The sequence below is a fragment of the Neoroseomonas marina genome, assembly GCF_012927745.1.
GTDB lineage: Bacteria > Pseudomonadota > Alphaproteobacteria > Acetobacterales > Acetobacteraceae > Neoroseomonas > Neoroseomonas marina.
Genome location: NZ_JABBKX010000005.1, coordinates 139,835 through 152,480, shown reverse-complemented (window position 1 = coordinate 152,480; position 12,646 = coordinate 139,835). Strand labels below are relative to the sequence as shown.

11 protein-coding genes and 2 riboswitches are annotated in these 12,646 nt (G+C 70.6%); of the genes, 7 read left to right on the top strand and 4 right to left on the bottom strand.

Translation table 11 applies throughout. The features are described 5' to 3' along the window. Position 1 precedes the first annotated feature (1 nt). Positions 2 to 1,273 (top strand): efflux RND transporter periplasmic adaptor subunit, encoded by a 1,272-nt coding sequence (locus GWK16_RS15650; protein ID WP_170054913.1) that lies wholly within the window; start codon positions 2 to 4, stop codon positions 1,271 to 1,273. Between the two features lie 12 nt (positions 1,274 to 1,285). Next, complete coding sequence (locus tag GWK16_RS15645; RefSeq protein ID WP_170054912.1) at positions 1,286 to 4,468, top strand: efflux RND transporter permease subunit; 3,183 nt, start codon at positions 1,286 to 1,288, stop codon at positions 4,466 to 4,468. A gap of 36 nt (positions 4,469 to 4,504) precedes the next feature. Here GWK16_RS15645 and GWK16_RS15640 read toward each other — a convergent pair whose 3' ends face one another. After that, on the bottom strand, positions 4,505 to 5,995 hold the full coding sequence (locus GWK16_RS15640; protein ID WP_211187470.1) for an aldehyde dehydrogenase family protein: 1,491 nt from the start codon (positions 5,993 to 5,995) through the stop codon (positions 4,505 to 4,507). 144 nt (positions 5,996 to 6,139) lie between these two features. Here GWK16_RS15640 and modA point away from each other — a divergent pair, with 144 nt between their 5' ends. The 4 genes from modA (at position 6,140) to GWK16_RS15620 (ending at position 9,197) form a co-directional block, all read left to right on the top strand. After that, positions 6,140 to 6,913: a molybdate ABC transporter substrate-binding protein gene (gene modA / locus GWK16_RS15635; RefSeq protein WP_170054910.1), complete on the top strand. Its 774-nt coding sequence runs from the start codon at positions 6,140 to 6,142 to the stop codon at positions 6,911 to 6,913. Then, a complete protein-coding gene (gene modB / locus GWK16_RS15630; RefSeq protein WP_456306760.1) occupies positions 6,910 to 7,608 on the top strand; it encodes a molybdate ABC transporter permease subunit in 699 nt (232 codons plus the stop codon). The genes modA and modB overlap by 4 nt, the downstream gene beginning before the upstream one ends. Next, on the top strand, positions 7,608 to 8,735 hold the full coding sequence (modC, locus tag GWK16_RS15625) for a molybdenum ABC transporter ATP-binding protein (protein WP_170054909.1): 1,128 nt from the start codon (positions 7,608 to 7,610) through the stop codon (positions 8,733 to 8,735). The genes modB and modC overlap by 1 nt, the downstream gene beginning before the upstream one ends. Before the next feature lie 93 nt (positions 8,736 to 8,828). Then, positions 8,829 to 9,197 carry a winged helix-turn-helix domain-containing protein gene (locus GWK16_RS15620; RefSeq protein ID WP_170054908.1) on the top strand — a complete coding sequence of 123 codons (369 nt, stop codon included), beginning with the start codon at positions 8,829 to 8,831 and terminating at the stop codon, positions 9,195 to 9,197. Position 9,198: 1 nt separating this feature from the next. Here GWK16_RS15620 and rnhA read toward each other — a convergent pair whose 3' ends face one another. From rnhA to ispH, 3 genes are all read right to left on the bottom strand, one after another. Next, the gene (rnhA, locus tag GWK16_RS15615; protein WP_170054907.1) at positions 9,199 to 9,645 is read right to left on the bottom strand and encodes a ribonuclease HI; all 447 of its coding nucleotides are present in this window, start codon (positions 9,643 to 9,645) and stop codon (positions 9,199 to 9,201) included. 145 nt (positions 9,646 to 9,790) lie between these two features. Then, complete coding sequence (locus tag GWK16_RS15610) at positions 9,791 to 10,771, bottom strand: homoserine kinase (protein WP_170054906.1); 981 nt, start codon at positions 10,769 to 10,771, stop codon at positions 9,791 to 9,793. Then, positions 10,771 to 11,727: a 4-hydroxy-3-methylbut-2-enyl diphosphate reductase gene (ispH, locus tag GWK16_RS15605; RefSeq protein WP_170054905.1), complete on the bottom strand. Its 957-nt coding sequence runs from the start codon at positions 11,725 to 11,727 to the stop codon at positions 10,771 to 10,773. Before ispH ends, GWK16_RS15610 begins: the two co-directional genes overlap by 1 nt. A 112-nt stretch (positions 11,728 to 11,839) precedes the next feature. Here ispH and GWK16_RS15600 point away from each other — a divergent pair, with 112 nt between their 5' ends. Next, positions 11,840 to 12,373, top strand: a complete 534-nt coding sequence (locus GWK16_RS15600; protein WP_170054904.1) for a hypothetical protein — start codon at positions 11,840 to 11,842, stop codon at positions 12,371 to 12,373. A gap of 55 nt (positions 12,374 to 12,428) precedes the next feature. Next, a riboswitch (glycine riboswitch) is annotated at positions 12,429 to 12,518 on the top strand. A gap of 3 nt (positions 12,519 to 12,521) precedes the next feature. After that, positions 12,522 to 12,614, top strand: a riboswitch (glycine riboswitch). Positions 12,615 to 12,646: the final 32 nt, after the last annotated feature.

The following is a 12,646-nucleotide window of genomic DNA, read 5'->3' as shown; positions in this document are numbered from 1 at the left end:
CATGACGAAGGCCCTTCGACGCGGGACCGCCGCCGCCCTCCTCGCCCTCGGCGCCACGCAGTCCCCGGCGTTGGCGCAGGGGCTGATGGAACGCCTGTGGGACGACGTGACCGGCCGCCAGCCGGCGCAACCGGCCCCCGCACCCGCGCCGCGCGGCGCACCGCCGCCGCCGGCCGCCCAGGCGCCCGCCCCGGCGCCGCCGCCACCCGCCCCCACGGCCCAGGCCGCACCGGCCATGCCCTATGTCCTGCCGCGCCAGCAATCGGTCGGCGAGACCATGACGCTGACCGGCAACGCCATGGCGGTGAACACCGTGCGTCTGGTCGCGCGCGTGCCCGGCTACCTCGAGCGCGTGCATTTCGAGGACGGCGCCTTCGTCCGCCAGGGGGACCTGCTCTTCACCATCCAGCAGGCGCAGTACCGGGCGCAGCTGCAGCAGGCCCAGGCGCAGCTGCAGCTGCAGCGCGCCGCCCTGACCCATGCCCAGACCGAGGTCACGCGCTACACCGCGCTGGTGCGCCGCAGCGCCGCGTCCCAGGTCGAGGTCGACAACTGGGTCTATCAGCGCGCCGCGGCCGAGGCGAACATCCTCGCTGCCCAGGCGCAGGTGGACCTCGCACAGCTGAACCTGTCCTACACCGAGGTCCGCGCGCCCTTCGACGGGCAGATGGGCCGGCACCTCATCGATCCCGGCAACATGGTCGGCGCCTCGTCCGGCGACGCGGTGCTGGGCGAGATCATGCAGCTCGATCCCATCTACGTGCAGGTCAACATCAGCACCCAGCAGGCGCAGCAGGTGCGCGCCAACCTCGACCAGCGGCGCATGACGCTCGAGGAGATGCAGCGCATCCCGGTCGAGGTCCAGCTTCCCGGCGAGACCGCCTTCACCCATCGCGGGACGCTGAAATACATCGCCCCGCAGATCGACGCCGCGACCGGCACGCTGCTGGTGCGCGGCATCCTGCGCAACCAGGACCGCACGCTGCTGCCGGGTGTGTTCGTCAATGTCCGCCTGCCGATGGGCCGCACGCTGCAAAGCGCGCTGCTGATCCCGCAGCGCGCGCTGCAGGAAGACCAGGGCGGCCGCTTCCTGATGGTGATCGACACCAACGACGCCATCCAGAAGCGCTACGTCCAGCTGGGCCCGGTGGTCGGTGCCTGGCAGGTGGCGACCGGCGGGGTGAATCGCGGCGACCGCATCGTGGTGGGTGAGCTCTGGCGCGCCTCGCCCGGGCTGCACGTCACGCCCCAACCGACCACGCTGCCCGAGTAAGGCGCAGCGCCCATGTCACGGTTCTTCATCGAGCGGCCGGTCCTCGCGAACGTGCTGGCCATCGTGCTCGTCGTCATCGGCGCGGTGTCGCTGTTCCGCCTGCCGGTCTCGGAATACCCGAACATCGTGCCGCCGACCGTGATGGTCACGGCGAACTATCCGGGTGCGAGCGCGCAGACCGTGATCGACACGGTCGCCCTGCCGATCGAGAACCAGGTCAACGGCGTCGACGGCATGATCTACATGTCGTCCACCAGCGCGCCGGACGGCACCTACCGCCTGACCGTGACCTTCGAGATCGGGACCAACCCCGACACCGCGCAGGTTCTGGTGCAGAACCGCGTCTCGCTCGCGCTCGCCTCCCTGCCGCAATCGGTGCAGGCCCAGGGCGTCAGCGTGCAGAAGAAGAGCACCGCCATCCTGCAGATGGTCACGCTCGATTCCGCGGACGACCGCTTCGATTCCGCCTTCCTGTCGAACTACGCGACGATCAACCTGGTCAACGTGCTGTCCCGTGTGCCTGGTGTGGGCAACGTCAACGTCTTCGGCGCCGGGCGCTACGCCATGCGCATCTGGCTGGATCCGGAGAAGCTGCTCTCCTTCGGGCTCGACCCGGCCGATGTGATCCGCGCCATCCGCCAGCAGAACCAGGTCATCGCCGCGGGCCAGGTCGGGGCTCCGCCCGCGCCGGGCAGCCAGCAGTTCCAGTACACGCTCGACGTCCAGTCGCGCCTCAGCGAGCCCGAGGCGTTCGGCGGCATCGTCGTGAAGGACGAGACGCGGCAGGGCGGGCGTCTGACCTATCTGCGCGACGTGGCGCGGATCGAACTGGGCGCGCAGAACTACGCGCAGGAATTCCGCCTGAACGGCCGCCGCGCCGCCGGCATCGCCATCTACCAGACGCCGGAGGCGAATTCGCTGCAGGTCGGCCGGCAGGTGCGCCGGACCATGGAGGATCTGTCGCGCCGCTTCCCCGAAGGCCTGCGCTTCGGCATCCCCTACGACACCACGACCTTCGTGAACGACTCGGTGAACGAGGTCTACACGACGCTCTACCAGGCGGGCCTGCTGGTCCTCGTCGTCATCCTGGTCTTCCTGCAGAATTTCCGCGCGACGCTGGTGCCGGCGACGACGGTGCCGGTCACGATCATCGGCGCCTTCGCCGGCATGGCCGCGCTCGGCTTCTCGGTGAACCTCACGACCCTGTTCGGCATCGTGCTCGCGATCGGCATCGTGGTGGACGATGCGATCGTCATCGTCGAGGGCGTGACCAAGCACATCGAGGGCGGCAAGCCGGCGCGCGAGGCGGCGATCGAGGCGATGCGCGAATTGTTCGGCCCGATCATCGGCATCACGCTGGTGCTGATGTCGGTCTTCCTCCCGGCTGCCTTCGTGCCGGGCCTGACCGGCCAGATGTTCGCGCAGTTCGCCCTCGTCATCGCCGCGACGGCGCTGATCAGCGCCATCAACGCCGCGACGCTGAAGCCGACGCAGTGCGCGATGTGGCTGCGCATGCCCGTGCCGCCCGAGAAGCGCAACGTCGCCTACCGCGCCTTCAACCGCGTCTATGACGCCTTCGAGCGGTGGTACGTCTCGGTCATCGCGCGGATGGTGCATTTCAGCGGGGTGATGGTCATCGCCGCCATGGTGGTGGCCGGCGGCGCGCTATGGGGGCTGACCCGCATTCCGACCGGCTTCATCCCGGTGGACGACCAGGGTTACCTGATGCTGGCGGTCGATCTGCCGGAAGGGGCGGCGCTGGGCCGCACGACGGCAACACTGGAACAGGCGCAGCGCATCGCGCAGGCGATCCCGGGGGTGGAACAGGTCATCACCATCTCCGGCGTGTCGCTGCTCGACAACTCGGCCGACCTCGCGAGTTCCGGCGCCGCCTGGGTGGTGCTGAAGCCCTTCGCCGAACGCAACCGCCACCCCGACCAGGGGCTGCTGCCGATCTATCAGCGGCTGCAGCGCGACCTCGCCGGCCTGCAGGATGGCCGCGCCGTCGTGCTGCCCCCGCCCGCCGTGCAGGGCATCGGCAATTCCGGCGGTTTCCAGATGCAGCTCGAACTGCTGGGCGGCAGCTTCGACTATCGCAAGCTCGAGGAACTGACCCGCGAGATCACCGAGCGCGCGGCGCGCGAGCCGTCCATCCGCAGCGCCATCACGACCTTCCGCGCCAATGCGCCGCAAGTGACCATCACGGTGGACCGTGCGCGGGCCGAGCAGCTCCGTGTGCCGGTGGGGGACGTCTTCTCGATGCTGACGGATTTCGTCGGCTCGTCCTACGTCAACCAGTTCAACAAGTTCGGCCAGTCGCTGCAGGTCTATGTCCAGGCGGATTCGCGCTTCCGTCTCAACCCGGACGACCTGCTGACGCTGAATGTCCGCAGCCAGGACGGTCAGATGGTGCCGCTCGGCGCGGTCGCGACGCTCGGCCAGGCGGTCGGGCCGCCGCTGATCACGCTCTACAACCTGTATGCGTCCTCCACCATCGTAGGCGGGCCTGCGCCGGGCTACAGCTCGGGCCAGGCGATGGAGACGATGGAGCGCATCGCGCGCGAGGTCCTGCCGCGCGACGTCTCCTTCGAATGGACGGCGATGTCCTACCAGGAGAAGGTGACGGGCAACACGCTGGTCTATGTCTTCGCGCTGTCGCTGCTGCTCGTCTACCTCTGCCTCGCCGGGCAGTACGAGAGCTGGATCCTGCCCTTCTCGGTGCTCTCGGCCGTGCCGCTCGCGCTGGTGGGTCCGGTGGTGGCGCTGTCCGCGGTGGGGGCGGCGAACAATCTGTATGTCCAGATCGGCCTGATGCTGCTGATCGCCCTGTCGGCGAAGAACGGCATCCTGATCGTCGAGGTCGCGCGCGAGGAGCGGCTGCTGAAGGGCAAGTCGATCATCGCGGCGGCGGTCGAGGCGTCGAAGATGCGGCTGCGCCCGATCCTGATGACCTCCTTCGCCTTCATCCTCGGCGTGCTGCCGCTGGTGCTGGCGACGGGGGCAGGGGCGAATGCGCGGAAGTCGCTCGGCATCAGCGTGTTCAGCGGCATGATCGCCTCGACCTGCCTCGCGGTGCTGTTCGTGCCGTCCTTCTTCGTGGTGCTGCAGCGCTTCGACGAATGGCGGGCGCGGCGAAAGGCCGGAACCCCGCCGCCGGTCACACCCACCGAGGAGCCGCCGACCACAGTCGCGTAACCGCGGCTGGCCGCGGGACGACGCGGCCGGGTGCCGTCAGCCCGTCCGGATCCAGACGGCCTTGACGTTGAGATACTCGTCGACGTGCTGCTTGCCGCCTTCGCGGCCGTAGCCGCTCATCTTGTAGCCGCCGAAGGGCATGGCGGGATCCATCGCCTGGTAGCAGTTGATCCAGACCGACCCCGCGCGGATCGACCGCGCCAGCCGATGGGCCTTGGACACGTCGCGCGTCCAGACCCCGCTGCCGAGGCCGAAGGGCGTCGCATTGGCGCGCTTCGCAACCTCCTCGATGTCGTCGAAGGGGATGGCGGAGATCACCGGGCCGAAGATCTCCTCCTGCGCGATGCGCATCTCGTCGCGCACATCCGCGAAGACCGTGGGCGGCACGAAGAAGCCCCTGGCGAGCGCGCCGTCGGTCAGGCGTTCCCCGCCCGCGAGCGGCCGGGCCCCTTCCTGCCGCCCGATGGCCAGGTAGCCGGTGACGCGGTCGAGCTGTTCGGGCGAGACCAGGGGGCCGACCTGCGTCGCCTCGTCGCGCCCATCCCCCACGCGCAGCGACCTGCCATAGGCGGCGACCCGCGCAGTGAACTCCTCATAGACGCGGCGTTCGACGAACAGGCGCGTGCCGGCGCTGCAGATCTGGCCCGAATTGGCGAAGACCGCCATCGCCGCGCCGGGTACCGCGGCGTCGAGATCGGCGTCGGCGAAGACCACGTCCGGGCTCTTGCCACCCAGTTCCAATGAGACGCGCTTCAGGTTCCCCGCCGAGGTCTGCACGATCTTCTGTCCGGTGACGTGCGAACCCGTGAAGGCCACCTTGTCCACGCCGCGATGCGCTGCGAGCGCCGCGCCCGCCGTTTCGCCGAAGCCCGGTACGACGTTCACCACCCCCGGCGGCACCCCGGCCTCCAGGCACAACGCACCGAGGCGCAGCGGCGTCAGCGGTGCTTCCTCCGCCGGCTTCAGCACCACGGTGCAACCGGTCGCGAGCGCGGGACCGATCTTCCAGATCGAGGAGGACAGCGGCGCATTCCAGGGAATGATCGCACCGATGACGCCGACCGGTTCCTTCAGCGTGTAGGAGACATACTCGCCCGGCAGGGAGGTCTCGATCGTCTCGCCATGGATCGAGACTGCCTGCCCCGCATAGTAGCGCAGCATGCCGACCGCGCGCAGGCGGTTGGCGCGGGTACGGCTGATCGGCGCGCCCATGTCGATGGTGTCGAGCGCGGCGAATTCCTCGAAATGCCGGTCGAGCAGATCGGCGAGGCGCAGCAGGATGTTCTGCCGCTCGAAGGGCTTCACCTTGGACCAGGGGCCGTCGAAGGCGGCGCGCGCCGCGGCGACGGCGCGGTCGATGTCCTCCGCGCCGCCCTCGGCGACCTGCGCGAGCACCTCGCCCGTCGCCGGGTTCACCGTCGCGAAGGTCTTTCCGGATGCGGCCTCGACCCACTTGCCGTCGATCAGCATCCGTTTGGGACGCCCGTCGAGGAAGGGGTGCGTGGTGCGCGGGACATCGACGGTCATGGCGTTCGCTCCTCGGCTCAGGCGAGTGGCGTTATATTCACCTGGGCACAGCCAGCCAAGACGCCTTGCCGTGAACGCCGCCATGGACGGATCGCTTCCTCTCGGCTATCTCCGTATGGATACAACGCGACCGGGAGTTCCGCGATGTTCCGCCGCCTCGTCCTCGCGACCCTGGCCGCCGTGGGCCTCGCGGCCGCGCCTGCGGCGCGCGCCCAGGACAGCCTGACCGTCTTCGCGGCGGCAAGCCTGACGGATGCGCTGCGCGCCCTGGGCCAGGACTGGGCCGCGCGCGGCAATCCGGCACCCCGCTTCTCCTTCGCCGCCTCCTCCGCCCTCGCGCGGCAGATCGAACAGGGCGCGCCCGCCGATCTCTTCATGTCCGCCGATGAGCCGTGGATGGACTACGTCCAGCAGCGGAACCTGGTCGTGAACGCAACGCGCGTCAGCCCGATCGGCAATGCGCTGGTGCTGGTCAGCGCGAAGGGCGATGCGCGCGACGTCGCGCTCGCGCGCGGCACCGACCTCGCCGCGCTGCTCGGCCCGAACGGGCGCATCGCGACCGGCGATCCGGCGCATGTGCCGGTCGGCCGCTATGCCCAGGCGGCGCTGACCTGGATGGGCCAGTGGGACGCGATCGGGCCCCGCCTCGCCCGCGCCGACAACGTGCGCGCCGCGCTGCTGCTGGTGGAACGCGGGGAGGCGCCCTTCGGCATCGTCTACGCGACCGACGCCGCGGCGAGCCAAGGCGTGCGCGTCGCCGGCACCTTCCCCGCCGAGAGCCACACCCCCGTCACCTATCCCTTCGCGCTGATGCGCCGGGCGGAGGCGAACGCCCAGGCGCGCGCCTTCCTCGCTTTCCTGACGGGGCCGGAGGCACGACCGACCTGGGAGCGCTTCGGCTTCCGCATGGCGCAGTGATCCTCGGCCTCACCGCGGAGGAGTGGCAGGCGGTCCGGCTCAGCCTCGAGGTCGCCTCCCGCTCCGTCATCGTCTCCCTGGTCCCGGCGATCGCCGTGGCATGGCTCCTCGCGCGCGGGCGCTTCCCGGGACGGATGCTGCTGGATGCGCTGGTCCACCTGCCGCTGGTGGTGCCGCCGGTCGTCGTGGGCTGGGGCCTGCTGATGCTGTTCGGCGTGCGCGGGCCGATCGGCGGGCCGCTCAACGACTGGTTCGGCATCCGCCTGGTCTTCACGACGGAAGGTGCCGCGCTCGCCACCGCGGTGATGTCCTTCCCGCTCATCGTGCGCGCGGTGCGCCTCGGGCTCGAGCATGTGGATCCGGGGCTCGAGGCGGCGGCACGGACATTGGGCGCGGGGCCCATCGACCGCTTCCTGACGGTGACGCTGCCGCTGATGTCGCCCGGAATCCTTGCCGGTGCGGTCACCGCCTTCGCCGCAGGACTCGGCGAATTCGGCGCGGTCATCACCTTCGTCTCCAACATTCCCGGCGAGACGCAGACGCTGCCGCTGGCCATCTACAGCGCCACGCAGACGCCGGGGGGCGAGGCCGTGGCGGCGCGGCTCGCCGGCGTCTCCTTCCTCCTCGCCATGGCCGGGCTGCTGCTGGCCGAGGTGATCGCGCGGCGCATGCACCTGCTGCTGGGGCGCGGCTGATGTCGGGCATCGCGCTGCGTCACGAGTTCGGTCCCGGCGGCTTCGTCCTCGATGCCGCCTTCGACGTCCCGGAGCGCGGCGTCACCGCGCTGTTCGGTCCGTCCGGCTGCGGCAAGAGTACCATCCTCGCCGCCGTCGCCGGCCTGCTCCGGCCGCGCGCCGGCCACGTCGAGATCGGCGGCGCCGTGGTGCTGGACACCGCGCGCGGCGTGTTCGTGCCGCCCGAGCGCCGGCGCTGCGGCGTGGTGTTCCAGGATGCCCGGCTGTTTCCGCATCTCAGCGTCGAATCCAATCTGCGCTACGGCCTGCGCCGCGCCCCGCGCGACGCGGCGGGTCCTGGCTTCGAGGAAGTGGTCGCGCTGCTCGGCATCGGGCATCTGCTGGCGCGCCGGCCGTCGGGGCTGTCGGGCGGGGAGCGGCAGCGGGTCGCCTTGGGCCGCGCGCTGCTCGCGCGTCCGCGCATCCTGCTGATGGACGAACCGCTCGCCGCCCTGGATGCGGCGCGGCGCGCCGAGGTGCTGCCCTTCCTGGCGCGGCTGCGCGACGCAGCGGGGATGCCGATCCTCTACGTCACCCACGCGCTCGACGAGGTCGACGCGTTGGCCGACCGGCTCGTGCTGCTCGAGGCCGGGCGCGTCGTCGCGGAAGGTCCGGTCGCCGCGCTCGCGGCCCGCACCGATCTGCCGCTCGCAGCCCGGCGCGATGCCGGTGTGCTGCTCGACTGCCGTGTCGCGCACGCCATGGAGGACGGGCTCACGACGCTCGACTTCACCGGCGGCAGGCTGGTGACGACGCTGCATCCCGGACCCCCCGGCACGCGATTGCGCGTGCGGGTGCGGGCGCGCGACGTCGCGGTGGCGATTGCCGAACCGCAGGGCATCTCCACACGCAACGTCCTGCGCGGAGTGCTGGCCGGCATCGATCCGGTGCCGGGTTCGCCGGAGGCCTTCGTCCGGGTGGCCGTCGGCGCGAGCGAGATCCTCGCGCGCGTGACGCGGGACGCCGTCGCGCGTCTCGGATTGGCGCCGGGCATCGCCCTCTGGGTGCTGGTCAAGGCGGTCACCTTCGATCACCGCCTGGTCGGCGCCGCCGGCATGCCGGGGGAGCCGCCGCAGGATGGCGCATGACATGGGAGCAACGACCTCTCGCCGGCCCGCGGGTGCCGATGGACGACGGGCGACCGACGGGCACCGGGCCTTGAGGCTGCGGGGAACGTCGCGATGAAACAGCGGGACGAGGCCAGTGCGGTCGGGCGAGGTGTCCTGAGCGTCCGGATCGACCTGCCCGCGGGCCGCATCGGCCCCGGGAAGATCGCGCTGCTCGAGGCGATCGACCGCGAGGGGTCGATCTCCGCCGCGGGCCGCGCGCTCGGCATGAGTTACCGCCGCGCCTGGGACCTGGTGGATGCGCTCAACAGGATTCTCGGCACGCCGGCGGTCGAGGCGAGCACCGGCGGCTATCGCGGGGGCGGCGCGATGCTGACCGATGCGGGGCGGAACCTGGTCGCCGACTATCGGGCGATCGAGCGTGCGGCGCATCGTGCGGCCGAACCCCGGCTGCTGGCCCTGGCGAAGCGGACCAGCGGCTAGATCAGCCGGCGCGATCCCGGGCTATCGTCGCGAGGGCGTCGGCCCGTTCGTTCATCGGGTCGCCGGCGTGACCGCGCACCCAGCGCCAATCCATGTCATGCGGCTTCGCAGCGGCGAGCAGGCGCTGCCACAGGTCGAGGTTCTTGACCGGTTCCTTCGCCGCGTTACGCCAGTTGCTGCGCACCCAGCCATGGATCCAGCGACTGATGCCGTTGCGCACGTATTCGCTGTCGGTGTGCAGCGTGACGCGGCAGGGCTTCTTCAGCGCCTCGAGCGCCATGATCGCCGCGGTCAGTTCCATGCGGTTGTTGGTGGTCTCGCCGTCGCTGCCCGAAAGTTCCTTCTCGTGCTCGCCGAAGCGCAGGATCGCCGCCCAGCCGCCGGGGCCCGGGTTCGGCTTGCAGCCGCCATCGGTCCAGATCTCGACCAGGGGTCGGGTGTCGCTCATGGAAGCGGGGGGAAGGGAACTTTCCCCCGTGCCCCCCAACCTTCTTTGTCACTTGGAGACTGACCGCCAAGGCCGGTGCCAGGTGACCAGAAAAGGGAGGGGGTTTGGGGGAGGTTCACCCTCCCCCGACCTTCACTTTGCCTTGTCACAGCCCGAGCGCCGCCGCGCTGTCCGCCTGCGCGAAGAACCTCAGCTTGCGCAGGTATTCCAGCGGATCCTTCCGCGTTACCAGCGCGCCTGCCGGGGTATGCGTCCAGTCATACAGCCGCGTGAGCAGGAAGCGCAGCGCCGCGCCGCGGCAGAGCACCGGCAGTGCCGCGTGCTCCGCATCCGACATCGGTCGAACCGAGTCGTACGCCGCCAGCAGCGCGCGCGCCTTGGTGACGTTGAAGGCGTAGTCCGGCTCGAAGCACCAGGCGTTGAGGCAGACCGCGACGTCGTAGGCGTAGAGGTCGGTGCAGGCGAAGTAGAAGTCGATCAGCCCCGAGACGCGCGGCTTCCCGTCCTCGGCGGGCAGGAAGAAGACGTTGTCGGGGAACAGGTCCGCGTGGATATGCCCGCGCGGCAACGCGCCCCGCACCGGCCACGCCGCGAGGATGCCCTTCAGCGCCGCATCGAGTTCCGCGATCAGGCCCGGCTGGACCTCATCCCCGCGCGGGCGGCAGCCATCGAGCAGCGGCGCCCAGCCGGCGGGGCCAAGGGCGTTCGGCCGCTCGATCGCGAAGCCTTCGCTCGCGACATGCATTTCCGCCAGCGCGCGGCCGAGCGGGGCGCAATGCTCCGGCCGCACCTTCCGGGGCCAGACGCCCGGCAGGAAGGTCACGATCGCCGCCGGACGACCCGCGAGCGTCCGCAGCGCCTGCCCGTCCGTGCCGTGCACCGGCGTCGGGCAGGCGAGCCCGCGCCGGGCCATGTGGTCCATCAGGCCGAGGAAGTAGGGCAGTTCCTTCGGATCGACGCGCTTCTCGTACAGCGTGAGGATGAAATCCCCTGCCTCGGTCTTGAGCGCGTAGTTGGAATTCTCCACGCCCTCGGCGATGCCGCGGAAGGCGAGCAGCTCGCCGAGCGGATAGTCGGCGAGGAAAGCGCGCAGCGCCTCGTCGGTGACTTCGGTATAGACGGCCATCAGGCGACGGCGCGCATCGGCGGCATGCGGAAGGTCACGTCCTCGACCGCGACGACAACGTCCTCGGTGGTGATGTCGAAGCGTTCGGCGAGGCGCGCGACGACTTCCTGCACCAGCACTTCGGGCGCGGACGCGCCCGCCGTGACGCCGATCGTCGCGCAGCCGGCCGCGATGGCGGGATCGAGGTCGGCGCCGCGCTGGACCATCACCGCGCGCGCCGCGCCGGCCCGCTCGGCGACTTCGCGCAGGCGCACGGAATTGGAGGAATTCGGCGCGCCCACCACGATGACCAGGTCGCTGCGCGCGGCCATCGCCTTCACCGCCGCCTGGCGGTTGGTCGTGGCGTAGCAGATGCTTTCCTTCGACGGCTCGGCGATGTCGGGGAAGCGTTCGCGCAGGATGGCGACGATCTCGGCGGTGTCGTCGACCGACAGCGTCGTCTGCGTCGTGTAGGTCAGCGCCGCACCTTCGGGCGGCACCGCGCGGCGCGCTGCCTCCGCGTCCTCGACGAGCGTCATCGCACCCTCGGGGAGCTGGCCCATGGTGCCGACCACCTCGGGGTGGCCGGCATGGCCGATCAGGAACAGGTGGCGGCCGCGGGCATGGTGGCGCTCGGCCTCGCGATGGACCTTGCTGACCAGCGGGCAGGTGGCGTCGAGGAAATACATCTCCCGCTGCCGCGCCGCCGCCGGCACGGATTTCGGCACGCCATGGGCGGAGAATACGACCGGCTGCCCGTCGTCGGGCACCTCGTCGAGTTCGTGGACGAAGATGGCGCCCTGGCGTTCCAGACCCTCGACCACGAAACGATTGTGGACGATCTCATGGCGGACATAGACAGGTGCGCCGTGGCGCCGCAGCGCCTCCTCGACGATCCTGATGGCGCGGTCCACCCCGGCGCAGAAGCCGCGGGGGCCGGCAAGCAGGATATGGAGGCGGGGCTTCTCGGCGGTCATGGTCTCGACATGGTGGTCGGGGGAAGGATCGGGCAGGGTGGCCTGTTCCCGGCGGGCGGCACACTATAGATGGGGCGCCGCGGGTCAAAGGGGGACGGGAAGGGTGCAGGGCATGGTGCGCAGGACGGCGATGGGTCTGGCAGGCGCTTTGGCGCTCGCCGGGTGCAGCAACACGGGGCCGGCGACGCCGCCGGCGCCTTGCCCACGCATCACCGTCCTGTCGGACGGCGCGGATCTGACGCGCTTCCAGCCGGGGGCGATCCAGGATCTCGCGACCACCACCTTCGATGCGCGCCTGATCGGCTTCCAGGCCAGTTGCGATTATGCCCGGCGGCGCGAAGGCGTGACCGTGACGCTCAGTGCCATCTTCGACGTGGAACGCGGGCCGGTGGCGCGGTCGCGCCAGGTCAACCTGCCCTGGTTCGTCGCGGTCACCGACGCCGGCGACGCCCAGCTGATCGACCGCCAGGACTTCGTCACCCAGGTCAACTTCGAATCGAATGCCGGCCGGCTGCGCGTGCAGAGCAGCCCGGTGCGTCTGAACTTCCCGGCCGACGAACGGCTGGTCGAGAACCACAATGTCCGGCTGTCCTTCCAGCTGACGCCGGACGAACTCGCGCTCAACCGCCGCCGCGGACCGCGCTGAGGCGCCTTCGGCCGTTGCGCCGGCGCGGCCGATCTGTCAGGAAGGCGCACCCCGCAGATCCCGCGCGGGAGAGAGGGGCGAGAGCCTCCGCCGAAGGCGCAACCGGCCCCCGGAAACGCTCAGGCAGAAGGGCCGCGCGGGGAAGGGGCCTCTGGAAAGCCCGAGGCCGCAAGGCTTCGGCACCGACGGAGTAAGGCGAGGCAACGCCCCCGCCGAATCTCTCAGGTCCATCGGACAGAGGGGGGCCACGGAGTTGAACCCACACGCCGCGAC